The sequence below is a fragment of the Vibrio intestinalis genome, from assembly GCF_025195085.2.
Taxonomy (GTDB): Bacteria; Pseudomonadota; Gammaproteobacteria; order Enterobacterales; family Vibrionaceae; genus Vibrio; species Vibrio intestinalis.
In genome coordinates, this window is the sequence record NZ_JANAVY020000001.1 from 222,078 (window position 1) to 248,158 (window position 26,081).

20 protein-coding genes are annotated in these 26,081 nt (G+C 43.3%); 2 read left to right on the plus strand and 18 right to left on the minus strand.

From position 1 onward, the window contains the following. Window positions 1-260: 260 nt before the first annotated feature. The 4 genes from MU515_RS00945 to matP form a co-directional block, all read right to left on the minus strand. Complete coding sequence (locus MU515_RS00945) at window positions 261-1,478, minus strand: HDOD domain-containing protein (RefSeq protein WP_260258488.1); 1,218 nt, start codon at window positions 1,476-1,478, stop codon at window positions 261-263. Window positions 1,479-1,547: 69 nt separating this feature from the next. Then, window positions 1,548-1,859 (minus strand): hypothetical protein, encoded by a 312-nt coding sequence (locus MU515_RS00950; RefSeq protein WP_260258489.1) that lies wholly within the window; start codon window positions 1,857-1,859, stop codon window positions 1,548-1,550. 101 nt (window positions 1,860-1,960) lie between these two features. Further along, complete coding sequence (locus MU515_RS00955) at window positions 1,961-2,272, minus strand: DUF3634 family protein (protein ID WP_260258490.1); 312 nt, start codon at window positions 2,270-2,272, stop codon at window positions 1,961-1,963. Window positions 2,273-2,303: 31 nt separating this feature from the next. Continuing rightward, window positions 2,304-2,753 carry a macrodomain Ter protein MatP gene (matP, locus tag MU515_RS00960; protein ID WP_260259158.1) on the minus strand — a complete coding sequence of 150 codons (450 nt, stop codon included), beginning with the start codon at window positions 2,751-2,753 and terminating at the stop codon, window positions 2,304-2,306. Between the two features lie 199 nt (window positions 2,754-2,952). On the opposite strand from matP, the gene MU515_RS00965 reads away from it, so the two are divergent. Together MU515_RS00965 and fabA are read left to right on the plus strand one after the other, a co-directional pair. Continuing rightward, window positions 2,953-4,599, plus strand: a complete 1,647-nt coding sequence (locus MU515_RS00965) for a Lon protease family protein (protein ID WP_260258491.1) — start codon at window positions 2,953-2,955, stop codon at window positions 4,597-4,599. A gap of 75 nt (window positions 4,600-4,674) precedes the next feature. Next, window positions 4,675-5,193: a bifunctional 3-hydroxydecanoyl-ACP dehydratase/trans-2-decenoyl-ACP isomerase gene (gene fabA, locus MU515_RS00970; protein ID WP_260258492.1), complete on the plus strand. Its 519-nt coding sequence runs from the start codon at window positions 4,675-4,677 to the stop codon at window positions 5,191-5,193. A gap of 133 nt (window positions 5,194-5,326) precedes the next feature. Here fabA and rmf read toward each other — a convergent pair whose 3' ends face one another. The 14 genes from rmf to MU515_RS01040 form a co-directional block, all read right to left on the minus strand. Next, window positions 5,327-5,500 (minus strand): ribosome modulation factor, encoded by a 174-nt coding sequence (gene rmf, locus MU515_RS00975; RefSeq protein WP_260258493.1) that lies wholly within the window; start codon window positions 5,498-5,500, stop codon window positions 5,327-5,329. Window positions 5,501-5,669: 169 nt separating this feature from the next. Further along, entirely contained in the window at window positions 5,670-7,301 is a 1,632-nt protein-coding gene (locus tag MU515_RS00980) for a DUF3466 family protein (RefSeq protein ID WP_260258494.1), read from the minus strand. A 6-nt stretch (window positions 7,302-7,307) separates the two neighbouring features. Further along, on the minus strand, window positions 7,308-9,224 hold the full coding sequence (locus MU515_RS00985) for an ABC transporter ATP-binding protein (RefSeq protein ID WP_260258495.1): 1,917 nt from the start codon (window positions 9,222-9,224) through the stop codon (window positions 7,308-7,310). Next, window positions 9,202-9,444 carry a glutaredoxin family protein gene (locus MU515_RS00990; protein WP_260258496.1) on the minus strand — a complete coding sequence of 81 codons (243 nt, stop codon included), beginning with the start codon at window positions 9,442-9,444 and terminating at the stop codon, window positions 9,202-9,204. The genes MU515_RS00985 and MU515_RS00990 overlap by 23 nt, the downstream gene beginning before the upstream one ends. 33 nt (window positions 9,445-9,477) lie before the next feature. Further along, window positions 9,478-11,601: a bifunctional 23S rRNA (guanine(2069)-N(7))-methyltransferase RlmK/23S rRNA (guanine(2445)-N(2))-methyltransferase RlmL gene (gene rlmKL / locus MU515_RS00995; protein ID WP_260258497.1), complete on the minus strand. Its 2,124-nt coding sequence runs from the start codon at window positions 11,599-11,601 to the stop codon at window positions 9,478-9,480. 505 nt (window positions 11,602-12,106) lie between these two features. Beyond that, window positions 12,107-12,652 carry a cell division protein ZapC gene (locus tag MU515_RS01000; RefSeq protein WP_260259159.1) on the minus strand — a complete coding sequence of 182 codons (546 nt, stop codon included), beginning with the start codon at window positions 12,650-12,652 and terminating at the stop codon, window positions 12,107-12,109. A gap of 177 nt (window positions 12,653-12,829) precedes the next feature. Continuing rightward, the gene (gene pyrD / locus MU515_RS01005; protein ID WP_260258498.1) at window positions 12,830-13,840 is read right to left on the minus strand and encodes a quinone-dependent dihydroorotate dehydrogenase; all 1,011 of its coding nucleotides are present in this window, start codon (window positions 13,838-13,840) and stop codon (window positions 12,830-12,832) included. Between the two features lie 46 nt (window positions 13,841-13,886). Continuing rightward, window positions 13,887-18,728: an NAD-glutamate dehydrogenase gene (locus tag MU515_RS01010; protein WP_260258499.1), complete on the minus strand. Its 4,842-nt coding sequence runs from the start codon at window positions 18,726-18,728 to the stop codon at window positions 13,887-13,889. Window positions 18,729-18,930: 202 nt separating this feature from the next. Beyond that, entirely contained in the window at window positions 18,931-19,149 is a 219-nt protein-coding gene (locus tag MU515_RS01015; protein ID WP_260258500.1) for a DUF2835 domain-containing protein, read from the minus strand. An 84-nt stretch (window positions 19,150-19,233) separates the two neighbouring features. After that, window positions 19,234-21,837, minus strand: a complete 2,604-nt coding sequence (gene pepN, locus MU515_RS01020; RefSeq protein ID WP_260258501.1) for an aminopeptidase N — start codon at window positions 21,835-21,837, stop codon at window positions 19,234-19,236. Window positions 21,838-21,992: 155 nt separating this feature from the next. Continuing rightward, entirely contained in the window at window positions 21,993-22,610 is a 618-nt protein-coding gene (locus MU515_RS01025; RefSeq protein ID WP_260259160.1) for a hypothetical protein, read from the minus strand. 177 nt (window positions 22,611-22,787) lie between these two features. Beyond that, a complete protein-coding gene (gene prc, locus MU515_RS01030; RefSeq protein ID WP_260258502.1) occupies window positions 22,788-24,782 on the minus strand; it encodes a carboxy terminal-processing peptidase in 1,995 nt (664 codons plus the stop codon). A gap of 17 nt (window positions 24,783-24,799) precedes the next feature. Further along, window positions 24,800-25,429: an RNA chaperone ProQ gene (gene proQ / locus MU515_RS01035; protein WP_260258503.1), complete on the minus strand. Its 630-nt coding sequence runs from the start codon at window positions 25,427-25,429 to the stop codon at window positions 24,800-24,802. A gap of 98 nt (window positions 25,430-25,527) precedes the next feature. Further along, the gene (locus MU515_RS01040) at window positions 25,528-26,001 is read right to left on the minus strand and encodes a GAF domain-containing protein (protein ID WP_260258504.1); all 474 of its coding nucleotides are present in this window, start codon (window positions 25,999-26,001) and stop codon (window positions 25,528-25,530) included. Between the last annotated feature and the right edge of the window lie 80 nt (window positions 26,002-26,081).

Genomic DNA, 26,081 nt, shown 5'->3' on the forward strand with positions numbered 1-26,081 from the left:
AGTATTTTATGGTAAATCAATTATGTTAAGTCGGCACAGTGAAAATTAAGGTGATTGGAGATAATAGAGCATTAGATTTCGAGCTCACCCACACCCAATTTAACATAATATACATAATGCGCACTGAGATCGTGTTAGAGTATAGCGAGCTGTACGTGAAATATGAGCTTGTTTTAGCTGTCATTACCCACAAATTTAATCTCAACGCACTAAAAAGCCTCGTCATGTGAATCTACATCTACTACTAGACTTTGCATTGTCTATTTAATCAATTCAACTTTACCCGGATTTGAGTCGCGTATTTCCATTAATGCCATTGGCGGCATTTGCACGTTGGCAAACCAAAATGGCTTATGCTTATCGACAAACACTCCGCTACGATCCAAACCATCAAACATTGAATATGTTTTTGCTTGTGCCAAAGCTATGGAATGTTCGTTGCGCTCTAAGATTGGTACGTCATCCAAATCTTGCTCAAGCGCAATCTTGAGATGAATGTTTGCAGGGTCCCATTCAAGCTCGTTGAGAATGTTGCGCGTGATAACTTTCTCAAGCTTCAAAATGATTTTCGGTAATACACTCAATATCGGCTTAACTTCAGCGCAAGCATAATATTCCTCACGCATATTGTTGTTTCGATAATACTGCATACGTTCAACTAGCGCGTCTTCAAAAATCTGCGGAAAATGATTCACAATCGCGAAATGGCCAATCGTACGTAAAATGCCAAGTATGATGCCTTGTTCTGGCTTTTTTAGCCCAGCTTGCTGCATTCTAAGACGACTCACATTCGCGGTTAGAATCGTATGTTGCCACAGCTTCGGCGCAATAGATTTTGTTACGTTGTCATGCCATTTCAGCAGCGGCTTAGCCATGAGAATTGGCAGTAAAAGTCTATTATTATCAACACCTAATGTACCAATAGCCATCTTGATATCTACAATTTCACGGCTTGACTTCCCTAGCCTGCTACAAAATCTCGGATTGTTGACCAAAGCAATCACATTGTCATTAAGCTGTTTGTCATTGGTGGTTAGCGTGGCTAATTTGGAGAAATTTAGTGAAGGAGAATACGCGATAGAAATGAAGTGACTAAAGTCTGGGAAACGGTTAAACAGTTGATAAGTGTCTGAGCTTTTCAGTCGCTCCATAAATAATTTTTCTGCATGTTTCGCAATGTCATCGACAACAAATTTATAGAGATTTTGGCGTTCTGCTTGCTCTTTACGACGCTCTTTAACTCGTTCGGACTCACATTCGAGCAGTAAACGTTGGTTATCCGTCACCCGCTCTTTTTCATTAAAAATAACGCTTTCACAAAAGTCCGCCTGACGGCTTAAAGTTGCGTCCACATCTGATTGATCGAGCACGTACTTCATATTAACCAGCCATTTGGCATGGCGCTCGCGGTTAAGTTCAGTCACTTTTGTCGCTATAGCTTTCGCTTCGTCTGTGTATTTTTTGTTTGTAACTAGCAAACGGATGGCTCTTGATGATCTCTTGATTACACTAACGATAAGTGTAACACATCAATAACGTCACAGACCTTATGGGACAATGTGCAAGCGTATTAGTTTCTCAGGATATTGATACTGGTAAGAGCTGCCAACTTTGATCGCTTTTTTACTCACTTTACAGACTTGATAGTCACCATTGCCTTTTATTGATACGACCACCGCTTTGCTTTTACGGTGTTTCATCTCAATATATAAGTCGCAAAAACCTGAAAGATTCGAGTACTTTTTGAGTTTGAGTTCAATCTTATGTTTGAGTTTTTTAGCAACTTTATTACGCGTGGCATCGTCACTCAATACAGAACCAGAGCATAGAAGAATTAAGATAGGTAGAAATGTTCGCATTGTTCACCTCCGCAGTCAGATTACTATCAAAACTGACGTTTAAATCGGATAAACAATGCGTATGCGGGAAGAAAAAGCCAACAATGTAATTGACAGTAATGTTAGCCTGCTTTATTTGAGCCCTTGCTCGTAAAGCCTTGATGTGGAAACACGTTACGAATGCGCTGTTGAATTTTCTTAGGCGTTTTATTTGAAAACACCAGTTTAGGACCAGTACGAAGCATGTAGACTTTCAATTCACCATCAAACGTTTGTTTTTCGCAGATTTCACTAACGTTGTGGCGAAATTTTGCTGGAAAGTGCCCTTTCACTTTGTCAATTTGGCCTTGCTTAAAGCTCACCTTCAAAACAGGTCTATCGATCGCCACCAACCAAAAAATGACAACCGCAGCGATAATGAGTACATAGATCATAGCGCTACTCCTTATTTAGTCAGAGGAAAGTTTAATCCGACAATAGCTTGCTTAAGTCTTCCTTCAAGCTCGAAACCGTCTGTGATGCTTTCTCACTACGAGAGGCTTCAGACAACAAGTATTCAATGGCATCTGACAACGTACAACCTAGCTCATTGGCGCGGTAAGAAAGCTTCTCCCACACTCGATAATCAAGATCGATGGATTTTTTCTTCGTATGAATTTGCTCGGCGTTAAAGTGACGTTTACGCTTGGCACGAATCGCTTGCTTTAGCTTGTTGTCTAACTCGGCTGACATGTGCAGCTCAATCCACTCCAGTACTTTTGTCGGATCATGTTCAATATTGCGCAGTGCGTCTACCGCTGCGCTATCTTCGCTGCTATCAATGTGGCGAGTGATTTTTTCACCCTCTTTCCATTTCTTTATTAGGTATTTCCATTTCCAACCACATTCAAGGTTTTCAAGCTGCTGATATTTCATGATATATGATTCCGTTACTGGTAGAGTGACAGCGTAACCCAAGTCCCTATTTGATACAATCACAACCTGTGATTTAGCGACCGAGATCATTCTAATCGACCTTAGTTGTTAATCAATCGCAAAGCGTAAATTGGGAGTATAACGTTGTCGCGTTTTTCTATATAATTTCTGACCTTTTTCAAGTAAATGAAAGTAATCCATGATTCAAGAAAACTGGCGTTCAGTTACGCCACAATACACTGATTTTGATGATGTTATTAGTACATTTGCCACATTACCGAAAATTGACTTCATCAATATTCAACCTCGCCTTAAAAATGCGATCACTACATTTACTACTTTAAACGGCCTAAGCCGAGTTTTAGTTATCAATTCAACCGACAACGCATTTTATCGAAAGCTAATTGCGCAGTCCCTTCAAGGCCAAACCAATCAAGATGTCATCACTAGTGAAACGCTCGACATTCAAGCACTGCTTGGTTGTTACCGCGCGGATGACACAGGCGCCCTTCAATTCCAAAAGCCCGGCTTACTTGACCAAGCTCCAAATGGCTATCTAGTTGTCTCGGTGAATTTACTGCTGGCGAATCCTGCTTCGTGGCAAACTCTTAAATCAGTGTTACTGGGTGACAGTGTTAGCCCAATTAATAGTGACAAGAGCAAGCCTGCGCTAGAAGTGCCCGCAAAGAATTACCAAACTAAGTTGGTTGTTGTCGGTGACCGCGATCAGATCGCCGAGTTAGAGTTCCTAGAGCCAGACCTATACTCAGGCCTCGCTCTCTATACTGAAGTTGAACAAGAAATTAACCTTAGCTCGCAAACGGTTGAGCAATATTTGGGTTATTTGTCTTGGTTGGCTCAGAACTACCAGTTACCAAGTTTAAGCGCGGATGCAATACATCGCCTTATGGTTGCGGGCGCACGTCTTACTGAAGATCAACGCTACATGCCATTAGATATTCTTTGGTACTTGTCGTTGTTCCAACAGGCGCAGCTTTTTACTTCGCAATCAGAATTTAGTGCCGATGATCTGGATAAAGCCATCGATGCCAAATACGCTCGTGAATCTTACCTACCAGAGCGGGCGCTCTCTGATATAACAGATGGCCAAGTAATCATTGAAACTCAAGGTGAATGTGTTGGTCAGGTCAATGGTCTAACGGTGATTGACGTTCCTGGTCACCCACTCTCTTATGGCGAGCCTGCACGTATCTCCTGTGTGATTCACTTCGGTGACGGCGATATTTCTGATGTAGAACGCAAAGCGGAACTAGGAGGCAATCTGCACGCCAAAGGCATGATGATTATGCAAGCTTTCGTCAGTGCGGCTTTGAACTTAGAAGAACCACTGCCATATTCAGCATCCGTCGTGTTTGAGCAATCTTACTGTGAAGTGGATGGAGATAGTGCCACGCTTGCAGAGTTGTGCTCTTTTGTAAGTGCGTTATCTGAGTACCCAATCGATCAACAAATTGCCGTAACCGGCGCTGTTGACCAATTTGGCCGTGTGCAAGCTGTTGGTGGTTTAAATGAAAAAATCGAAGGCTTCTATCGCGTTTGTAAACACCAAGGCTTTACTGGTAAACAAGGCGTGATCTTACCTAAGTCAAACTTAAAGCACTTAGCGTTAGATAAAGATGTCGTCCACAGCATCAAAAACGATGAGTTCCATATTTGGTCAGTAGAAACCGTTGACCAAGCAATTCCAATCATAATGGGTAAACCATTCCGTGGTGATGACGAGACCAGTGTTGTGAGCAAGATTGCACAACGGATTGAGAATTTTGAAAGACACGAACAGCCACAAGGTATCGTGGAACGTCTAAAATGTTGGCTAAATCGTTGATAAACGACTGGTCAGCGTTGTTTAGCGTACACGTGTTCACTAATATGCAGCTATCAAATATTGGAGTAATTGATAATGCAAAACAAACGTGACTCTTACAATCGCGATGATTTATTAGCTTCTAGCCAAGGTGAACTATTTGGTGAAGGCTACCCACAGCTTCCTGCACCAAACATGCTGATGATGGATCGCATCACTAAAATGTCAGAAACTGAGGGTGATTTTGGTAAAGGTTTAATCCTTGCAGAATTAGATATTACCCCTGATTTATGGTTCTTTGATTGCCACTTCCCTGGCGATCCAGTAATGCCAGGTTGTCTTGGCCTTGATGCAATGTGGCAGCTAGTTGGTTTTTACCTTGGTTGGGTTGGCGGTAAAGGCAAAGGCCGCGCTCTTGGTGTAGGTGAAGTGAAATTCACTGGCCAAATCCTACCAACAGCGAAAAAAGTAACTTATGAGATCCACATGAAGCGCGTTGTTAACCGTAGATTGGTTATGGGCCTAGCGGATGGCCGCGTACTGGTAGATGGTAAAGAAATCTACGTAGCGAAAGATCTTAAAGTTGGCCTTTTCCAAGACACATCAGCCTTCTAAGATATTAGTTTTTAGAGCGACTCACTTGAGTCGCTTTTTATTGAACAATACATTTAGTTATAGTGCATTAGCCTGATACTAAAAAGCCCCTTTCGGGGCTAAAATTCCTTTAGTTGTATGCGAAGAGCCTTAATTATTTATAGAGGCCAGCTTGTCTATCTTCTCTGGCGTCACGCCAACCGCCTAACCAATATGAACGAGCGTCCATCTGCTGATATGGACACGTTTCCATTGAACGGCCATTTACACCAGCTTTGTATCCTTGTGATTGCGCTCGTTCTAAGCGGTCACGCTTTTGTCTCTTCATAGTGTCGTCCTCATACAATAAGTGTTATCTAACGTACTACTATTAAAATAGTGTGGAAGTCTTGTTTCTCCACTATTACAGAATCGACCAAAAACCGACCTTTCTCAAGGGATAAAAAAAGCACAGCTTCATTTTTGTGAAGCTGTGCTCTAGTTTACAATTTTATCTGTTATTTTCGTCTAAAACCTAAGAGACCTAACAGACCTAGTGCTAACCAACCTAATGAAGCACCTTGACGTTCAACTGTGGCATTCACTCTATCACGTGGACGAGGAGTAATATCTGCCGCAGTCTTCGTGCTATCTGGTACGAGCTTAACCGCCACTAGCTTTTCTGCACCAGGTTGGCCGCCGTTACACGTTGAATCAACGGCTTCGGTATCATAACCACCAGCACAATAATATGCCGTCGCTGAAATCACACCGGCTTCATTAATATCCGTTGCGTCATAAACACGATAAGCATTGTTTGCACCAGAACCGTCATTCGTTAAGTCATCAAGCAAGTAGGCGGTATTTTTAAATGGTGCGCTTGATAAAGACTTATCACCTAGAACAGTAATAAAACCTCGTTGTGCTCTTGGTTTACCGTTATTTTCGGCATGAGTTTCGTAGTCTACTTGTCCTACTAACTCATTCTTGTTGTTAATGTTACCCACTTTTCCGTTTGCGCCTTCGAAGAAGATCCCGCCAGTCAAATTCGTTGAACTTGGGCTGGTTGCCGTCACGTCAGCAACATAAAATAGGCCGTTTGCGTAGGCGCCATTCAATGATTCATTTAGCTTATACGTACCGACTGCAATTTTATTATCATTTACTGCTTGTAAGTAATAATTTGTCAGCGCATCTTCATCACGTGGGAAAGAAACGCGTCTGGTTTTCCAAGTAGTACCATCAGTCGAGTTGAAAACACTCGCAAACGGCTTTTCATCAACATCAGAGTTGTAGCCTACAGCATAAAACTCCGCGCCGATTTTCACTATATCTCGAGCACTAGCGTGTGGCTTTTCACGTTTGTTTTCATCTGAAGCAGCACTTTCACCTTCAGCGCCCCACGGGATGACGTTAGTTTCACTTATAGCACCTGCACTTGTTAGCTTCCAAACAACCGCTTGAGAAATTTTGTCTGAAGGCTGATTATGTGCACTATTTTTTGTAACACTGCCAACTACGTAGATGTCAGAGCCATCAACGAGTGAACGCCAAGCGTGGGTAGAACTTAGACCTGTTGCGGTTAAATCTGTACTTCCGTAGTACGCTAGATTACGATTAGTCGTTCCGTTTCTGCGGTTACCCACGTATTTGCCCGCACCGTCATCTAACTCATTGACGATAGCATTTTCTGAGTAGCCAAGGTCTACGCCATTCTCAACAAACACAAGCGAGTTAGTGAAATCATCGGCCAACTCTTTCTTATAACCGTTCCAACGCTCTCTCGCCCAAGAGTCACAAAGATCACTTTGGTATCTTAAATAAACATCACAGTAGTTTTTAAAACCATCATATTGAGTAGCAGTCACATCTTCTAGATAATCGTAACCGGTATTGATTATGAACGGCACTTCCTCACGATAGCTAAAGCCCGCAAGTTTTGGGCGAGTCTCTACCGCTAAATCTGCGGTAGCTGCACTACAACTCCCGGTCCAACAGTTGTCGGTATTGTTAGGAGTAATGGCAACGCCATGTGTCGTCCCTGAAGCCGCAGTATTGTGCGGTACGATCGTATAAACGGCTGCGTGTGCGCCAAAAGATGCTGCGATGGTTGCGGCTAGCGCCGAAACTTTTAATACGTTACTTCTCATTGATTTTTAACTTTCCTGTTGCATTGCTTCTAACTCTTCCCAGCGTTCAAAAGCAATTTCAAGCTCCTGCTCTACAGCAGATAACTTATCTAATATTGGTTGAGTCTCCTCAACGGGCTTGGTAAAGAAATCTGCACTGTTTACTGTTTGCTGCAAATCTTCAATATCAACTTCTAGTTGTTCTAATTTTGCAGGCAGTGCTTCAAGCTCGCGCTGTAGTTTATAGGATAACTTCTTCGACTTACTTTTTACCGGAGCAGTTTTGAGACTTGCCTCAACCACTTGCGGTGTTTTTGTTGGTTTTTCAATCTCACGAGACTGTTTTACCTGCGCACGCTGCTGCTGTGCATCATGATAGCCACCAGCAAACTCCTCAATAACGCCCTCGCCTTCAAATATCCAGCTGGTCATTACTGTGTTGTCTACAAACTGACGATCGTGGCTCACTAAAAGCAACGTACCCTGATAATTGGCAAGCAAATCTTCTAAAAGTTCCAAGGTTTCGATATCTAAATCGTTAGTTGGTTCATCAAGCACCAATAAATTGTTTGGTTTTAGGAAGATTCGCGCCAATAATAGACGGTTTTTCTCACCGCCTGACAATGCCTTAACGGGTGTTCTTGCGCGATGAGGCGCAAATAAGAAATCTTGCAGGTAACTTAAAGCATGACGTTGACGGCCATTGACTGTCACCTCTTGCTTACCATCAGCAAGGTTATCGATAACCGTCTTTTCTGGGTCTAAAATCTCACGATATTGGTCAAAGTAAGCCACTTCGAGCTTCGTACCGCAATGTAGACGACCAGAATTAGGTTTTAGCGTGCCAAGCATAAGCTTTAGCAATGTACTCTTACCACAGCCGTTAGGACCGATCAGCGCAATTTTGTCACCGCGCATAATATTGAACGAGAAATCAGAAACAATCTGCTTGCCGTCGATGGCATAAGAAACATTTTCCGCCTCAAAAACAATTTTGCCTGAGCGTGACCCATCATCAATTTGAATGTTTGCTTTGCCTTGTACTTCTCTACGGTCATGACGCTCTTCACGTAGCTTCTTAAGTGCTCTTACGCGGCCTTCGTTACGAGTACGGCGAGCTTTGATGCCCTGACGAATCCAAACTTCTTCTTGAGCAAGCTTTTTATCAAACTCAGCATTTTGCATCTCTTCAACACGAAGCATCTCTTCTTTATCGATAAGATACTGATCGTAGTTACCCGGGAAAGAAGCAAGTTGGCCTCGGTCGAGATCTACGATACGAGTCGCCATTGACTTAATGAATGCACGGTCGTGCGAGATGAAAATAATTGAACCGCGGAAATCTTTTAGAAAGCCTTCTAGCCACTCAATGGTTGTTACGTCTAAGTGGTTAGTAGGCTCATCAAGAAGCAACACATCTGGATCGCGAGCCAAAGCGCGCGCTAATGCCGCTTTACGCTGCCAGCCACCGGATAAATCCGTTAGTTTTGTATGGCCATCAAGCTTTAGTGCATCGAGAACGTTTTTAATACGGTCTTCAAAGCGCCATGCACCGGTATGCTCTAGCTGCTCTTGGATACGAGCCAACTTATTGATGTTCTTTTCACTTGGATCGTCGGCAATCAGATCAAGTTGCTCTTGATAGATCTTAAGCTGCTCGCCGATTTCCGCTAATCCTTCAGACACATAATCAAATACAGTGCCTTGTTCATTGCGAGGCGGATCTTGCTCTAAACGTGAAACGACGACATCTTGGTTAATGGTTAGCTTACCATCATCCATGATTACATCGCCGGCCAAAACCTTCATTAAGGTTGATTTACCCGCACCGTTACGTCCGACAAGACACACACGTTCGTTTTCTTGAAGAGCAAAATCAGCGTTATCGAGCAAAGGATGATCGCCAAACGCTAATAAGCCATTATGTATGGTAAGTAATGCCATTATTGTCTAACCAATTTAGTAATTGTTGTTTATCAAAAGGCCAGTTGAGCTCGCTCTGTTGGTATTTCAATACAGGAATAGTGACGCCGTAACGAAGAAACAGGTCGTTATCGAGTGCAATATCGACCTTTTCCACTCGCTGGCTAATACCAATTTGCTTCGTTAATTCAAATGCCATCTCGCACAGATGGCATTCTTGCGTACTATAAAGAGAAATCAAGCTCAACTCCTTGTTATTCGCTTACTGACTCAATTAGCCTTTGTGGGTCACGAGCCAGCAGTTGTGGATATGCTTATTACGACCAAAATCAAGTGGCAGTGTCTGTGAAGAGATGTTCTTAGCTTCAAGACCAAGCTCAGCCAGTGCATCCAGATCCATTTTGAAGTGACGTTTGTTGTTAGAGAACACAATGGTTCCACCTTCACGTAACAAACGCTTTAAATTAGTCATCAGTTGGATGTGGTCACGCTGAACATCAAACGACTGTTCCATACGTTTCGAGTTTGAAAACGTTGGTGGATCAATAAAGATAAGATCGTAACTGCCGTTTGCCTTTTCAAGCCACTGTAAGCAATCTGCTTGCTCATATTGATGCTGACGGCCAACTTGACCATTCAACTTCATGTTATCTCTTGCCCACTCTAGGTAAGTATTCGACATATCTACTGTCGTTGTAGAGCGCGCACCGCCACATGCTGCGTGAACCGTAGCAGAGCCTGTGTATGCAAAGAGATTTAAGAAGTCCTTACCCTGAGCCATTTCACCAAGGCGACGACGAGTGATCTTATGATCTAAGAACAGGCCTGTATCTAAATAGTCATGTAGATTAACAATCAGCTTCACGCCATATTCGTTAACTTCTAGTCGCTCAGACTCTTGAGATAGCTTTTGGTACTGTGAACGGCCTTTTTGCTTCTCACGTACTTTAAGAACCACTTTGTTCGCGTCTGTACCTGTAACCTGAATCGCCGCACGGATGATATCAGTTAGACGTCTTTTCGCCTTCTCTTCAGGAACGTCTTTTGGCGCCGCGTATTCTTGAATCACTAGGTTATCGAGGTAAACATCGATCGCCACATTGTATTCAGGTAAGTCAGCATCATAGATTCGGTAACAATCTAATTGTTCTTTACGTGCCCATTTACCAATTTTGCCAATGTTTTTCTTTAAACGGTTAGCAAAATCCGGTGCAACTGCAGATTCAGTGACATTGTCACCTGCGTTTTCCGCTGCACGACTGGTCATAAAGTAGTTCTTTTGGTGACAAGGTAACGCACCGTTATTCATCTTGTATTGCTTATCTGCTCGCATACGCAGACAAGATAGCAGCTCGTCTGAGCTAGAGAAGATAGATGCTTGGCAGCCCCCGAACTCATTCTTCAACTGAGCACCAAATGCGGTGTATAGCGCAATAAGACCAGGATGAGTACCTAGACGCTCACCGTAAGGAGGGTTTGATACAATCACACCGTTCTCAAAGCCTGCTGGGCGCTTAAGCGTTGCCGCATCACCCAATTCGAAATGAATCAGCGATTCCACACCAGCACGACGAGCATTCTCACGTGCAACCTTTAGCACTCGCTCATCGTTATCGTAGCCGTAGAATTTAGTGTCAATTTTCTTGACACCTTTACGAGCCTGTACCGCTGCTTCAGATTTTATCTCAGCCCAAAGCTCTGGCTCAAAGTCGTCTAGTGACTCAAAGCCCCACGCTTGTCGTTTTACGCCTGGTGCCATATTTGCAGCCAGCATCGCCGCTTCAATAACCAACGTACCTGAACCACACATAGGGTCTAGGAAAGGCTTATCAGCGTCCCAACCACTGCGTTGAATGATTGCTGCAGCAAGGGTTTCACGAAGAGGCGCTTTACCTGAAGCTGGTCGGTAGCCACGCTGATGCAGGCCGCCACCTACCATATCAACACCGAGAATCGCTTTATCACGGTGTAAACGTACGTGAATACGAAGATCCGCTTGATCTTTACTGATCGACGGACGTGGTAGGTTCTTTTTATTAAAGCAATCCACTACCGCATCTTTCACTTTCATTGCGCCGTATTGGCTATTGCGAATCTCACGGTTAGTACCATTGAAATCAACCACAAACTTCTTAGAGCTGTGGAACTGATTAGCCCAATTCACTGCAGACGTTGCCAAATAAAGGTCCATGTCGTCGTTACAAGTGAATTCAGACAAGATACGAACAAAGCGCGAAGCCAAACGGCTCCATAAACAACAGCGATAAATCTGTTCGTTGGTCGCTTTAAACTTAACGCCCGCCTGTACTGGCTTTGCATTACTGATCCCAAGCTTAGTAAGTTCATCTACCAATAGGTTTTCTAGGCCATTGGAGGTAACCGCAAGATATTGATGCATAGTGTTCTTATGTTTGTAGAAAATGACCCCGCATTATACCTGACCCACTGCCAATTAGGTTAACTCATTCACACTTTTCTCGTCTTAATTGCTCCAGCTAATGATTGGTTGAGCAATATTCGACCGTTTTGTTAGTGAATCCTCACACCAACGCTTATCAGCTTCTCTTCGCCAAATTGAACACCTAAAACCAATGCTCATAGCGATAGTGAATGCTTATTCACTGCAGTTTTGGTCTATACCAGCCACTGATTTACAGTGTAATTTAATTACCAAAATAGCCTAATTGGGGAATTTTAAGGGAAACGCCCTATTAGCAAACCGGAAAATATGGACAAAAAGAAAACGAAATTAGGTGCTGATTGGAAGCTTGTTCACATCTGAGACAAGGCTTACAGACGCAATTTGGCTGGATGTGTAACTCACGATTTAGAGGTGCAGATAGAAAAAAGTCGGCACTTAGGCCGACGAGAAATGAAACAAAAGGAACAAAATTAAGGGCGGTTTAGCCAACCAATGCCATTGGCTGAACCAAGAAATGATGATTGATAACACTCATGCGGTCATGCATCACTTTAATCGCTTGACCAAACTGAAGCGATTTGTGGCCATTTAGATTGAATTCGTCCAATTTAATTGACGCACACAAGCTTGCGCTATCACCTACTTCAAGCACAATAAAGGCCCCTTCACCATGGCCATTAGCCAATTTAACGAAGTCGCCTTCCTCAGGAACACATGAACCATCCGATAAACTATCGAAGAACCAGCTCTTAGGTTGAACCGGTTTGTGGAATCGTTTTGCTGCCACACAATACAGAGCGAGCTCTGCTTGTCTTGGTTCGCTGAGGTTTAAGTGAGAGATTTGCTCTTTATAGGTTTGGAATGCAGATGCGTCATCAACAGAGAATTCATTGATACCGATTGCACACTCTACAATGAGTTTTCGAGAAAGGTTGGTTTTGAATACCATGTCGTTGCCCAGATCCAGCATCAGGTGCTGTTCTGAGTCATCGTAGTACCATGTCCATTTGTCACTTGGTTTAAGCATCATTCCAATCTCTATGTTTGGGTCGATAAAGGTAATCGTTTTATTACCCTGCCAACGTTAAGCCAAAGTTTATGCACTGATTGGTAAAAAAAAAGAGGAAATGATTGCTCATCTCCTCTTCGATAATGCTTAAATAACTGTTTAAATCTAGAGTGACAGCGTCACTCAGTTCGCGAACTAGAGATTCTTAACGATATCTTTTACTAGGCCTGGGCCATGGTAAATGAAACCAGAATATACCTGAACCAGTTTCGCCCCTGCCATCAGCTTCTCTTTCGCTGAGACATAAGAGTCAATACCACCGACACCGATGATTGGCATAATTTCGCCAAGTTCTTCGTGTAAACGTCGAACCACTTCAGTACTGCGTGATTGCACAGGACGACCACTTAAACCACCCGCCTCATTGGCGTGTTTCATGCCTTCAACAATTGAGCGATCTAGTGTGGTGTTTGTTGCGATAACACCATCAATCTTGTTTTTAATCAGAGACTGACAAATTTGGCTAATTTCATCATCACTAAGATCCGGTGCGATCTTTAATGTTAATGGCACATATTTATCATGCTTTTCAGCTAGCTCTGCTTGTTTTGCTTTTAGCTCGGCTAGAAGCTGATCGAGAGCTTCGCCATATTGAAGAGAACGTAATCCCGGTGTGTTTGGTGAAGAGATGTTTACTGCAATGTAACCTGCATATTGATAAACCTTCTCCATGCAGATTAAGTAATCTTCTGCGCCCTTTTCAATTGGGGTATCTTTGTTCTTACCGATGTTAATGCCAAGTACGCAATCGTATTTCGCTTTCTTAACGTTATCGATGAGGTTATCAACACCCAAGTTGTTAAAGCCCATTCGGTTAATAATACCTTCCGCTTCAACAAGTCGGAACAAACGAGGTTTGTCGTTACCTGGTTGAGGTCGTGGAGTTACTGTACCTACTTCTACAAATCCAAATCCCATTGCATCAAATGCTTCGATACATTCACCGTTTTTATCCAACCCTGCAGCCAAACCTACAGGGTTACGGAATGTAATACCCATGCATTCGACTGGACGATGTGGAAGTTGTTGACGGTAGAAAAGATCGAGGGGTGTGCCGGTAAAACGTTTGAAGTTTTGAATTGCAAGATCATGCGCCTTTTCGGCATCAAGTTGAAAAAAGCCAGTTCTGGCTAGACGGTAAAGCATTGTGCCTCCGATAGAAAAAAGCCCCGTATAAACGGGGCTATATTATTTACTCATTTGCTGAACAATTCAAATTTAATAACACTAATTCCCGTAAAGCGACTGAAAATTTTGCAAATTCATGCACTGAACCCACCTTGAACTCGTTGAGAATGTTTTCCCAGCGGTGCAAAGAGACTTCATTGGTAACTAACCAATCTTCCAATGCTTGCATTTCATCAAACTGTTCTGGCTTGCAGCCACAAGACAATACTTGGGCAGACAGCTGGCGTTGCTGCCAATCGAGATCTTCACGGAACGCGGCTCTAGCCAATGCTTGCCAGTGATTATCTACCGCTTGGCTATTGATCTGTTTCAAGAACCAGTGCAATGACAAGCGATCGCCTAAATTGAAGTACAGTTTGGCGGTTTGTTCGACAGAAGTGCCTTTTTCACGAGATACTGTAGATATATCCAGTACCGAGTAAAGACTAGACAAGCGAGCAACATAATTCGCCAATTCGGCCGAGACGCCCTGCTCGATCCACTCTTGGGCCATTTGATTGTGCTCTTCAACCTCGGCTTCAACCAACAAGGTATCAAGCATGGCTTTCACTTTGTCGACATCCGCTTTATAGAGATCAATCAACTCATTAACTGATTGCTTGCCGGTACGGTTGCGGATCATCCAACGAGCTAGACGGCGTAGTGTTCTACGAACATAGAACATCATGTCGTACTGCGCTTGCGTTGTCGCTTGGTTATCCAAATCACGCAATTCAACCAACACATCCCCTAATCCGTAGATTTCACGAGATGCGGCGTACGCATTGGCAATATCGACCACATTCGCACCCGTCTCTTCGTGTAAACGAGTCACGAAGTTACAGCCCATTTCGTTAACCATTTGATTAGCAAGTGCGGTCGCGATAATTTCGGCGCGTAACGGGTGATTATCCATCTGCGCAGAGTAGTTACGGCGTAACTCTGATGGGAAGTAATTCACCAGTTGCTGCGAGTGGAACTCATCATTGGCGATGTCATCATCAACCAACTCCTCTTTGAGAACCATCTTGCCATAAGCGACAAGTACAGATAGCTCTGGTCGAGTTAGTGCAAAGCCCTGCTTCTCACGTTCTAGCAATGTTTCATCGTCTGGGATGTATTCCAATGCGCGATCCAGATGCCCTGCTTTTTCCATAGTATGGATAAACCGGATCTGCTCTTTCACTAATGAAACACCTTGATGCTCTGTTACCGAAATTGATTCAGACTGGCAATAAGCGTCATCCAATACGATGTCACCGACTTCATCTTCCATCGACTCTAAGATGTTATTACGCTGTTTAACGGTTAGATCACCATTCGCCACTAAGCCATTAAGGAAGATTTTAATGTTCACTTCGTTATCCGAGCAGTCTACACCGCCGACATTATCAACAAAGTCTGTATTTACGCGGCCGCCAGTCAGTGCATACTCGATACGACCAAGTTGAGTCATACCTAAGTTACCACCTTCACCGACAACCTTAGCTTTTAGATCCTTGCCATCGATACGTAATACATCATTAGCACGGTCACCTACATCGGTATGCGTCTCGCTTGAGGCTTTAACATAAGTACCGATACCACCGTTCCATAACAGATCAACCTGCATAGAAAGGATCATCTTGATGAGCTCATTCGGCGCTAGCGATCCTTTTTTGGTGCCCAACATCTTTTGAATTTCAGGCGTCAAAGCGATAGATTTCGCTCGGCGAGAGAAAATACCACCACCTTTTGAAATCAGCTCTGCGTTGTAATCTTCCCAACTTGAGCGAGGCAGATTAAACAAGCGATTACGTTCTTCCCAGCTTGATGCTGAATGTGGATTTGGATCAATGAAGATGTGCATGTGGTTAAATGCAGCCTGCAAGCGTGTATGTTTTGATAGCAACATACCGTTACCGAACACATCGCCCGCCATATCACCAACACCAATCGCGGTGAAATCCGTTGTCTGACAATCAATGCCCATTTCACGGAAATGACGCTTCACGGATTCCCAACCACCTTTGGCAGTAATACCCATGGCTTTATGGTCGTAACCGTTTGAACCACCAGATGCAAATGCATCTCCTAGCCAGAAGTTATATTCCGCAGAAACGGAGTTAGCTAAATCCGAAAACGTTGCTGTACCCTTATCTGCCGCTACCACCAAATATGGATCATCTTCATCATGACGAACCACTTGTTTCGGTGGAACTACTTCGCCTTCAATAATGTTATCTGATACGTCTAACAGTGCGCGAATAAAGCGTTTATAACAACGTTGGCCTTCAGCAAAAATCTCATCACGAGAAGTGAGTCCTGCTTGGCGTTTACAAACAAAACCACCTTTTGCACCCACAGGCACAATCACAGTGTTTTTCACTTGTTGCGCTTTCACTAAGCCAAGAATCTCGGTGCGGAAATCTTCTTGACGATCGGACCAACGTAAACCACCACGGGCAACCTTACCACCGCGTAAATGCACACCCTCAATGTCTGGTGCATAAACGAAAATCTCATACGCTGGCACTGGTTGTGGTATCTCAGGGATGTCACGCGGTTTCAGTTTCAGTGACAACCATGGTTTGATCTGTTTATTGTCATCCAACTGATAGTAGTTGGTACGAAGCGTGGCAGTGATCATCTCCATATAGCGACGGATAATACGGTCATCATCCAAGCTTTCAACATGATCTAATTGCTCAGTAATGCTATTGATAAGATCGGTTTGACCTTTCTGGCTGCCTTTGTGTTTAGGATCAAAACGCTTAGTAAATAGATCCACCAAACCTTTTGCCAATTCAGGGTGATGGTTGAGGGTATCTTCTATGTATTGTTGGCTAAATGGGAAGCCAACTTGGCGCATGTACCTTGCATATGCACGTAAGATAGAAATCTCACGACCAGTTAATGACGCACCGAGAACTAAGCGGTTAAATCCATCGCTTTCTAGCTCACCTTCCCAAATAGCAGCAAAGGCTTGTTGGAAACGATCGCGTGCTTCACGCAGATCCACACTCGCTTCGCTCTTATGCCACATAGAGAAATCAAGGATCCAATACACTTGGCCATTCGCTTTGCGCACTTCATAAGGTGATTCACCAATCACGCGTAAGCCAAGGTTTTCAAGCATTGGCATAACATCAGAAAGATGAATAGGCTCATCACGGTGATACAGCTTTAAGCGCACTGCTTTTGAATCCGCCGCCAGCTCTTGTGGACGGTAGAAAAGCATGCCGAGTTTATTGTCGTCACTGAGCGCTTCTAGACGTTCAATATCAGCAACTGCAGAACCCGGCATCACATCTTCTTTATATGAACGTGGGAATGCGCGCATATAATCTTTCGATAGCGGCAAGCCTTTACTTTCACCAAAGTTAGCCACGATCGCTTCTGATAAACGATCATCCCATGTCGACGATGCTTCCATTAAGTTCTGCTCTATTGCTTTTACATCAATATCCATGTTGTTGTTATCAACACGAACAATGTAGTGTGTTCTCGCAAGCGGGCTCTCAGAGAAATAAGTAGTAAATTCTACCTCTTGCTTGCAACCAAAATACTGTTTAAGGATCCGTTGGGTTTGGCGACGAAGCTCGGTGTTATAACGATCCTTAGTCACATACACCATACAACTAAAGAAGCGACCAAATGGGTCTTTACGGACAAACAATCGCAGCATGTCACGATCTTGCATTTGTACCACGCCCATGCCCACTTCAAGCAACTCTTCTTCTTTTGCTTGAAGCAGTTCATCTCTCGGGTAGTTCTCTAGAATGTTATTCAGTGCTTTGTAGGAGTACGATCCCTCTCGGTATAAACTCGCTTTTAAGATCCGTTCTACTTTATCGCGGATCAGCGGAATGCCCGCCACACTTTGGTTATACACCGCGGATGTGTACAAGCCAGTAAATCGGTGTTCACCCACTACTTTACCGTTTTCATCAAACTTCTTAATTCCGATGTAATCGGTATAAGCTGGTCTATGAATGCGTGACGCAATATTGCCTTTAGTCACGATCAGCAAAAATGGCTTTTTCGCTTCTAAACGTGCCGAGTCTGGGAAGTCTGAAAGTTTCACGCTTCGCACACGGTTAGGATTAGCAAATAAACCTAAACCTTTATCTTTGGTTGGGCGCAGCTCAGTGTCACCATCTACTGAAACCAAGTCATATTCTTTGTAACCCATGAAGGTGAAGTTGTGGTTGCCCAACCAACGTAAGAATTCGATCGTCTCTTCATAACGATCCCCTTCCAATTCAATCTTGCCTTTATGCTGCTCGACTTCACTGGTCACGGCAGACAGCTTTTCGACCATCTTCTTCCAATCTGCGACTACCAAACCGGTATCGGTCAAAATAGAAAGTAACTCTTGTTTCAAAGAGGCCATTTCATCTTTACTACTTAGGCGGTCAACTTCTATATGAAACAATGACTGCATAACCCCTTCACCACTATTAATCGCAACGATCTGGTTTTGTTTGTTACGATCGATTTGGGTTGGGCCATGTAACATTAAATGGGAAGCAAGATCTAAACGGCTAAGCGCCATTTTTGCTGAGTCGACTAAAAATGGGCCATCGGGAACCACAATCTCAACGATTGTATGAGTGGATTGCCACCCTTGGCGGCTTACCGTCGGATTAAATACGCGCACCGAAATGTCGTCGGCTTTTTTTTCATTGATATGATGCCAAAGACTGACTACGGCACCATACAGATCAGATTCGTTACGTTCGACTAGGTCGTCATGAGAAATGTTGCTAAACAGATGTTGAGCAAGTTGAGTTACTAGAGGTCGCTGAGCAAGTTCGAGTTTGTCTTGAATGAGTTGATACACCTTTTCAAGCAGAACCGGCATTAGAGTTTCACGCGCGGTCATAGTCACACTCCACAATTAGATTTTTATATTTGTAGGGATGTTATAAGCACCATGTTTGTTGTAAGCATAGCGCTTAATACGGGTAATGCCGTTTTATTGTAAAAGCATTATTGTTAGATGGTTAATTCTTTTGGATGAGAAATAGAGAAAATGTTTGAGAATGTGACTAATGTTCTATTTAAACTTCTATGAAATCAGTCGCTCACAGAACTTCTAACTTTATAAATTTATTATTTTGGTCGGTTGTTAAACGAAATCGACCTTTAAGGCCAATTTGAGTAAGAAATGGTCGAAAGCGAGTGGCGGGTAATTGCAGGCGCAATCCATTTTCCGTGGTCACTAGCACTGAGCTTGCTGCACCAGAATAATGTGCGAGAAAGGTTTGATAAGAAATGTCTAATCGAAAGTAGTAATGGTTCATAATGTGGTCAAAAACAACTTACCTGTATAAATAAACAGTGCCGCATAAAAGCGGCACTGTTCGATTAATGCTTGAGCTATTTGACTAGGATTCTAACGCTTTTGTTACTTTTTCGAACAAGTCTTTCGCTAGGTTGTCCATCGCTTTCAGCTTTTCAAGCTCTTGCTTAATTAATGCCTGACGATGCTCATCATATTTACCAAGTTTTAGTAGCGGGTCAACTAAACGAGAAGCAACTTGTGGGTTACTGCTATTTAGCTCACGCAAAATCTCACCGGCAAACTGATAACCTGAACCATCCTTCGCGTGGAAGTGTACTGGGTTCATGTTCAAGAACGAACCTACTAAGCTGCGAGTACGGTTTGGGTTCTTCAGGCTGAACGCTTCGTGGCTCATGCTCTGTTTGATCACTTCCAGTACATTGTTTGCAGGGTTGGTGCCTTGTAGTGCGAACCATTTGTCCATTACTAGACCATCGTGTTTCCACTTGTCACTGTAATCAGCCATTAAAATTTCACGACAAGCTAACTTGGCACTGTTCGCTGCAGACATTGCGGCAATCGTGTCCGTCATGTTATTCGCAACTTGGTACTGTTTCTCAGCTAAGGTATTACCCTGCTCTGTGTAAGCAAGATACGCCAACGCGGTATTACGCAAAGAACGTTGACCAATTGCAGCGTGGTCAATCGTGTACTCTTGTTGAGTTAAGCTGTGATAGATAGCACCTAACTCATCTTCAAGAGCGATTGCCAATTTAACCTTAATTGCTTTAAGTACTTTTGCCACGGCATCAACGTCAACGGTTTTGTACCAACCTGATACTTCGTTGAAACTTGGTAGTGATAAAACTTCTGCGATAAACGCTGGCTCTAACGAATCACTTAGTAGTACACCACGGAATGCATCGATAACCGATTCAGGCAACTCAACCTCTTTGTTTGCTTGCACAGCAACAACATTCGAGCGAATGTATTTTGCTAGCAACATTTGGCCTGCATCCCAACGGGCAAATTCATTGCGAGCGTGAACCATTAAGAAAGTCAGCTCTTCATCTGCATAATCGTATTCAAGTTTCACTGGCGCAGAGAACTCACGAAGTAAAGAAGGCACTGGAAGCTGGTCTACATTTTCAAACACGAACGTTTGTTTGGCTTCAGTAACATCCAGAACATTATGTACTTTTTTACCGTTACATTGTAACTCAATCACATCACCGTTTGGCGAGTATAGCTCGATATCAAAAGGAATGTGCAGTGGCTGCTTCTCTGTTTGATCGTGTGTTGGCTCAGTAGATTGCTCAATCGTTAGTGCGTACGTTTTTTGTGCTGCGTCAAAATCACTGGTCACTTTAACCGTAGGAGTACCCGACTGGCTGTACCACAAGCGGAACTGTTTTAAGTCCACGCCTGTTGCATCTTCCATCGCGCTTACAAAATCTTCGCAAGTTGCTGCCGTACCGTCGTGACGTTCGAAGTAAAGCTTCATCCCTTTTTGGAAACCTTCTTCACCCAGTAGTGTGTGGTACATGCGAATAATTTCACTGCCCTTTTCGTACACGGTTAACGTGTAGAAGTTGTTCATCTCAATCACTTTTTCTGGGCGAATTGGATGTGACATTGGGCTCGAATCTTCCGCAAATTGAGGGCCACGGATAATGCGAACATTGTTAATGCGGTTAACTGCACGAGAACCTAAATCTGAAGAAAATTCTTGATCACGGAATACCGTTAAACCTTCTTTCAAGCTTAGTTGGAACCAATCGCGACAAGTCACGCGGTTACCCGTCCAGTTATGGAAATATTCATGGCCAATAACCGCTTCAATACCAAGGTAATCGGTGTCTGTTGCCGTTTGGTCATTCGCTAAAACAAATTTAGAGTTAAAGACGTTAAGGCCTTTGTTCTCCATCGCGCCCATGTTGAAGAAATCAACCGCAACAACCATGTAAATGTCTAAGTCGTATTCAAGACCGAAACGCTCTTCATCCCACTTCATTGAGTTGATTAAAGAAACCATTGCGTGGTTTGCGCGGTCAAGGTTGCCTTTATCGACAAATATTTCTAAGTCAACATTTCGGCCAGATTGAGTAACGTACTTATCACGCAGTACATCAAAGTCACCTGCGACTAGCGCAAATAGGTATGCCGGCTTTGGATGCGGATCTTGCCACTGAACCCAGTGACGACCATTATCCAATTCACCTTCAGCAATGCGGTTACCGTTACTTAGCAAGTATGGGTAGGCTTTGTCTGCAATCACTTTGGTCGTGTATTTTGCTAAAACATCTGGACGATCTAAGTAGAACGTAATACGACGGAATCCTTCCGCTTCGCATTGTGTACAAAAAGCACCGCCAGATTTGTATAAGCCTTCTAACAGCGTGTTCGCTTCAGGGTTGACTTCTGTTACTACCGTTAGTTCAAATTGAGTTGGTAGCTGGTGGATATGCAGACCGCCCTCGACTTCTTGATAGTCACTCCATGCCTCGCCGTTGACCAGCAGACTTTTTAAAACCAGACCGTCACCGTCTAATTCCAAACTGGTACTTTCTGTTAATTGTTCAACTTGAGAAACCGCAGTCACGATGCTGGCTGTATCGAATAAATCGAAAGTTAAGTCAATATCGGTAATGGTATGAGACGGAGACTGATAGTCTTTGCGGTATTTGGCTTGAGGAGCTTGAGCCATGTCTAAATCCTTCTATTTGATGTTTATTTTTTCGTTGAGTTAGCTTACCTCTCAACAAACAAAAAAACGAGGCATTCTCAACAATTACCTCGCTTTTTTACTGTAAAGTCGTCAAAGCCTAAACGGTATGACTAAATTTCAATCAAATGGCAAAACTATCGAATCCTGTTTAGAACGGCGTACATGCCCCCTTCTTCGGTTTCAATGGTTAGGGTATCGCTATTCAATGTATAGCGAGTATTGTGTTCACCGTTTTCGTACATAAGAACTAAGTGTTCTCCTTCGGTGTAATACACACCTTTGTGAATAGCTTCGTCGCCGTCGGAATTACTCACTTTAAAAAGGAATACGAAATCTGGCTGTAAAATTAAATCCATTTGGTTTACTTCACTACCCGCTAAATCGTGGCCCGCAAGGTGCGCACTTGACCACATACCAGCTAGCTTGTTTGGTAACGCTTTGGTAAACATGACACCGTTGAGGTTAAGTAAATTGTGGTTGCCAGAGTAGTTGTAAACTTGAGGGGAATCGGTATTCAGGCCGAGTATCAAGGTATCGCCATTGGCGGTATAAAGGCCTTCCCAGTGGTCAACCGTATAGTCGCGCTTTTGAATATCGATTTTAAAATTGTACTTGGAGTCTAGCGTCAGTTTGATAGCAAGAAAGTTTTCTTGGGAATCATCAGGATTTGGATTAACCAAATACCAATCGCCCAACAAAAAAGGGTGATCAAAATAACTTAACGCATCAGCATCTTTCTTCGTCTCGGCCATGGTCAATGCGCTAAAACAGAACAACAATATCCCTAAAAATCTCATAGTGCTTCCCCTCGTTTTTCTTTAAGCGTAGGCACATCTATACGAGAAAGCTAAAAAATTTGATCTATATCACGTTATTTATTTACATAAAAAAAGCGAGCTAAATGCTCGCTTTTTAATATTTTCTGCTGACTATTTCAGCATGTCTACCATGATAGCAACCGATTCATCTAAATATGCATCTGGTGCTTCATAGTCTTTTGGCACATCATCTAAAGACTTAAACGGCTCTAATTGCTGCGCTTTTTGTCTTTCGTTGATACGAGTTAAACGCAACTCGTCCGCTTCATCACTCATTTTCTGACGTTCTTTTTCATTTAGAGAAATCGAATTGTCTTCTTTTTCCGCCTTATAACGCTCGATATCTTGAGCAATAAAACCGAACTCGAGGTCATTAGCGATACGCGCCTGATGCGAAGCAGACAGCTGAGCAATTAACTTATCGTTACGCTGTAACTGTTGGTATTTCGCTTTGGCGATGCTATCCCAAGGTAGCGCGTTATCTTCTACGCTCTCACCCGTTTCACTCGGGTCAACCGGAGTTGGATACGCAATGTCTGGTGCTACGCCCTTATTCTGAGTACTACCACCATCAATACGGTAGAACTTTTGAATCGTAAATTGAACGTAACCTAGCTCTTTCTCATACAAATCGTAAATATGATTCAATGAGCGGTGCTGCTGTACAGTACCTTTACCAAACGAGTTTTCACCAACAACAATAGCCCGACCATAGTCTTGCAATGCCGCTGCAAAAATCTCAGAAGCCGATGCACTGTAACGGTTAATCAATACCGTCATTGGACCTTGATAGCTAATCTCACCATCAGTGTCTGAGTTAACACTCACACGACCATACGAATCGCGAACCTGAACCACAGGGCCACTTTCGATAAACAAGCCGGTTAATGCAGTTGCTTCAGTCAGTGCACCGCCACCGTTATTACGCAAATCTACGATGATACCGTCAACTTTTTGCTTTTTAAGCTCACTTATCAGCTTGTTCGTATCTTTTGCTAACCCAACGTAGAAACTTGGCACTTCAAGAACACCAATTTTCTTGCCGTCTTTTTCAATCAGCTCAGATTTCACTGCGCGATCTTCAAGGCGAACTTTATCACGAACAATCGAGATAACTTCACTCTTAGCATCTTTACCTTCCGGTAAGATTTCAAGTTTGACTGTTGTACCTTTCGGGCCTTTGATTAGCTGAACAACATCATCCAGTCGCCAACCAATCACGTCGACCATCTCTTCACCTTCTTGACCAACACTAATAATGCGGTCACCTTCGGTGATTTGCTTGCTCTTCGATGCTGGGCCACCAGCGACTAAAGAGCGAATCACAGTGTAGTCGTCGGTCATTTGCAATACTGCACCAATACCTTCAAGAGAAAGATTCATCTCTTGTTGGAACTGATCGGCACTGCGTGGTGATAAGTAACTGGTGTGAGGGTCAACTTCACGGGCAAACGCATTAATATAAAGCTGGAATGCATCTTCATTGTGCGTTTGGCTCAAACGTTTCAACGCATTGTTGTAACGCTTACCAAGCACTTCTTTGATTTCTTCCCAATCTTTGCCCGTCAGCTTTAAGTTTAGCGCATCGTATTTTACGCGTTTGCGCCACAACTCATTAAGCTCTGCGGTATCTTTAGCCCACGCCGCTTCACTTCGATCCAATTCAATCGACTCTTCGGTATCGAAGGTCATTTCAGTATCGAGTAGAGAAAGTGCGTACTGGAAACGCTCGTATCGACGTTTGATTGACTGGTTGTAAATATCAAATGCGATTTGGTTATCGCCTGATTTTAGCTGGTCATCAATTTGCGTCGCCCACTTAGAAAAACCATCAATATCTGCTTGGGTGAAGATGTTGCGGTTGTAATCTAGCAATTCAACATAACGTTCGAAAATCGCTTGCGAGAATTCGTCGTCTAAAGTGAAGTGTTTGTAGTGGGAGCGAGTGAATCGGGAAGTAACTCGTTTGCTAGCTGGTTCGTGCTGCGCTTCAGGCGCGAGAACAGGTAGGTCTTTTAACTCGATTTTTGCTTCGAGAGCTTGTGCTGGTGATGCTGCTAGCACAATGCTAGCAGCAATCAGCGAAAAGTTTAAACGGCATTTCATGCGTAGGAGATTCTCCTTTATGCGCGCAGGTGCTCCGCTTTCACAACCATTTGTAGGCCGTTAGACAGTTGAACTCGCACATCTTCCTTATTGATTTCTACGATAGTCGCAGCCATGTTTCCTTTGCCCATGTTCACGTTAACGTCGTTGCCAACTTTTACTTCTTCAGCAGTTAGTGCACGTGTTTCCACTGGCTTTTTAGCTTTAGGCGCAGATTTCGCTTGTGGGCGACGAGCTTGAGGCTTCTTGCTAGCAGGTTTCGCTTTCGCTTTACCTTCTTCACGAGCTTTTTGAGCTTGCTCTTTCTTACGCGCTTGTACTTTCGCTTTGCTTTCAGCTAGTGCTGTTTTAGCGTGTTCAACATGTTCTTCTTCAAGTTCACCACAAGGGTTACCGTCTAAATCTACACGTACTGCACCAGGCTTAACACCGTGTAGGTAACGCCATGATGAAGTGTATTGTCTTAACGCTGCACGAAGCTGTGTCTTACTTACTTTAGGGTCGTCTGATAGACGATCCGCAAGATCTTGAAAAATACCAATTTTAAGTGGCTTTGCTTCACCTTCTAAAGTAAAGCACTTAGGGAAACATTCAGCAATATATGCGATAACTTCTTTGCTGTTTTTTAACTTTTCAGTGTTTTCCATGTGGGTTCCTGGTTATTGCGGACTTTCCGCGAGCATTAAGATAAATATTTCACGTATTATAGTGACATGAAAGCGAAAAACCACAGTCTAGCGCTAATTTATGCCTTGATAGCGTGTGAATTAAGCAGCTTTTCAACTTCGGTCATCAAAAACGTTAATCCTTGCTCGTCTACTTCGCTAAATCGACCAATTTTTGGACTGTCGATATCAAGTACGCCTGTCACTTTACCATCAATAGAAAATGGAATGACAATTTCCGAATTACTCTCTGCATCACACGCGATATGACCTTCAAATTCATGCACGTCATAAACGCGCTGAACTTGATTCGTCGCCACTGCGGTGCCGCAAACACCACGTCCTACTGGAATACGTACACATGCAGGCTTACCTTGGAAAGGCCCTAACACCAACTCTTCGCCATCCATTAAGTAGAAACCTACCCAATTAAGGTGTTCTAGTTCCATGTTCAGCAAGGCGCTTAAGTTTGAAAGGTTGGCGATAAGATTGGTTTCAGATTCCAAAAGCGCGACAGCTTGTTTGGTAAGTCGCTGGTAATGTTCTATTTTCATTATATTCCCACTAAATAACTTCTTGGGGTATTTCCCTATTAAATCCAAAGAGACTTCTCTGATGAATCTACGTACAATGC

Coding starts and splice junctions, on each gene's coding strand:
- MU515_RS00950 (WP_260258489.1), bottom strand. CDS start 1,859: ATGCGAACATTTCTACCTATCTTAATTCTTCTATGCTCTGGTTCTGTA.
- MU515_RS00955 (WP_260258490.1), bottom strand. CDS start 2,272: ATGATCTATGTACTCATTATCGCTGCGGTTGTCATTTTTTGGTTGGTG.
- matP (WP_260259158.1), bottom strand. CDS start 2,753: ATGAAATATCAGCAGCTTGAAAACCTTGAATGTGGTTGGAAATGGAAA.
- MU515_RS00965 (WP_260258491.1), top strand. CDS start 2,953: ATGATTCAAGAAAACTGGCGTTCAGTTACGCCACAATACACTGATTTT.
- fabA (WP_260258492.1), top strand. CDS start 4,675: ATGCAAAACAAACGTGACTCTTACAATCGCGATGATTTATTAGCTTCT.
- rmf (WP_260258493.1), bottom strand. CDS start 5,500: ATGAAGAGACAAAAGCGTGACCGCTTAGAACGAGCGCAATCACAAGGA.
- MU515_RS00980 (WP_260258494.1), bottom strand. CDS start 7,301: ATGAGAAGTAACGTATTAAAAGTTTCGGCGCTAGCCGCAACCATCGCA.
- MU515_RS00985 (WP_260258495.1), bottom strand. CDS start 9,224: ATGGCATTACTTACCATACATAATGGCTTATTAGCGTTTGGCGATCAT.
- rlmKL (WP_260258497.1), bottom strand. CDS start 11,601: ATGCATCAATATCTTGCGGTTACCTCCAATGGCCTAGAAAACCTATTG.
- MU515_RS01000 (WP_260259159.1), bottom strand. CDS start 12,652: ATGCTTAAACCAAGTGACAAATGGACATGGTACTACGATGACTCAGAA.
- pyrD (WP_260258498.1), bottom strand. CDS start 13,840: ATGCTTTACCGTCTAGCCAGAACTGGCTTTTTTCAACTTGATGCCGAA.
- MU515_RS01010 (WP_260258499.1), bottom strand. CDS start 18,728: ATGACCGCGCGTGAAACTCTAATGCCGGTTCTGCTTGAAAAGGTGTAT.
- MU515_RS01015 (WP_260258500.1), bottom strand. CDS start 19,149: ATGAACCATTACTACTTTCGATTAGACATTTCTTATCAAACCTTTCTC.
- pepN (WP_260258501.1), bottom strand. CDS start 21,837: ATGGCTCAAGCTCCTCAAGCCAAATACCGCAAAGACTATCAGTCTCCG.
- MU515_RS01025 (WP_260259160.1), bottom strand. CDS start 22,610: ATGGCCGAGACGAAGAAAGATGCTGATGCGTTAAGTTATTTTGATCAC.
- prc (WP_260258502.1), bottom strand. CDS start 24,782: ATGAAATGCCGTTTAAACTTTTCGCTGATTGCTGCTAGCATTGTGCTA.
- proQ (WP_260258503.1), bottom strand. CDS start 25,429: ATGGAAAACACTGAAAAGTTAAAAAACAGCAAAGAAGTTATCGCATAT.
- MU515_RS01040 (WP_260258504.1), bottom strand. CDS start 26,001: ATGAAAATAGAACATTACCAGCGACTTACCAAACAAGCTGTCGCGCTT.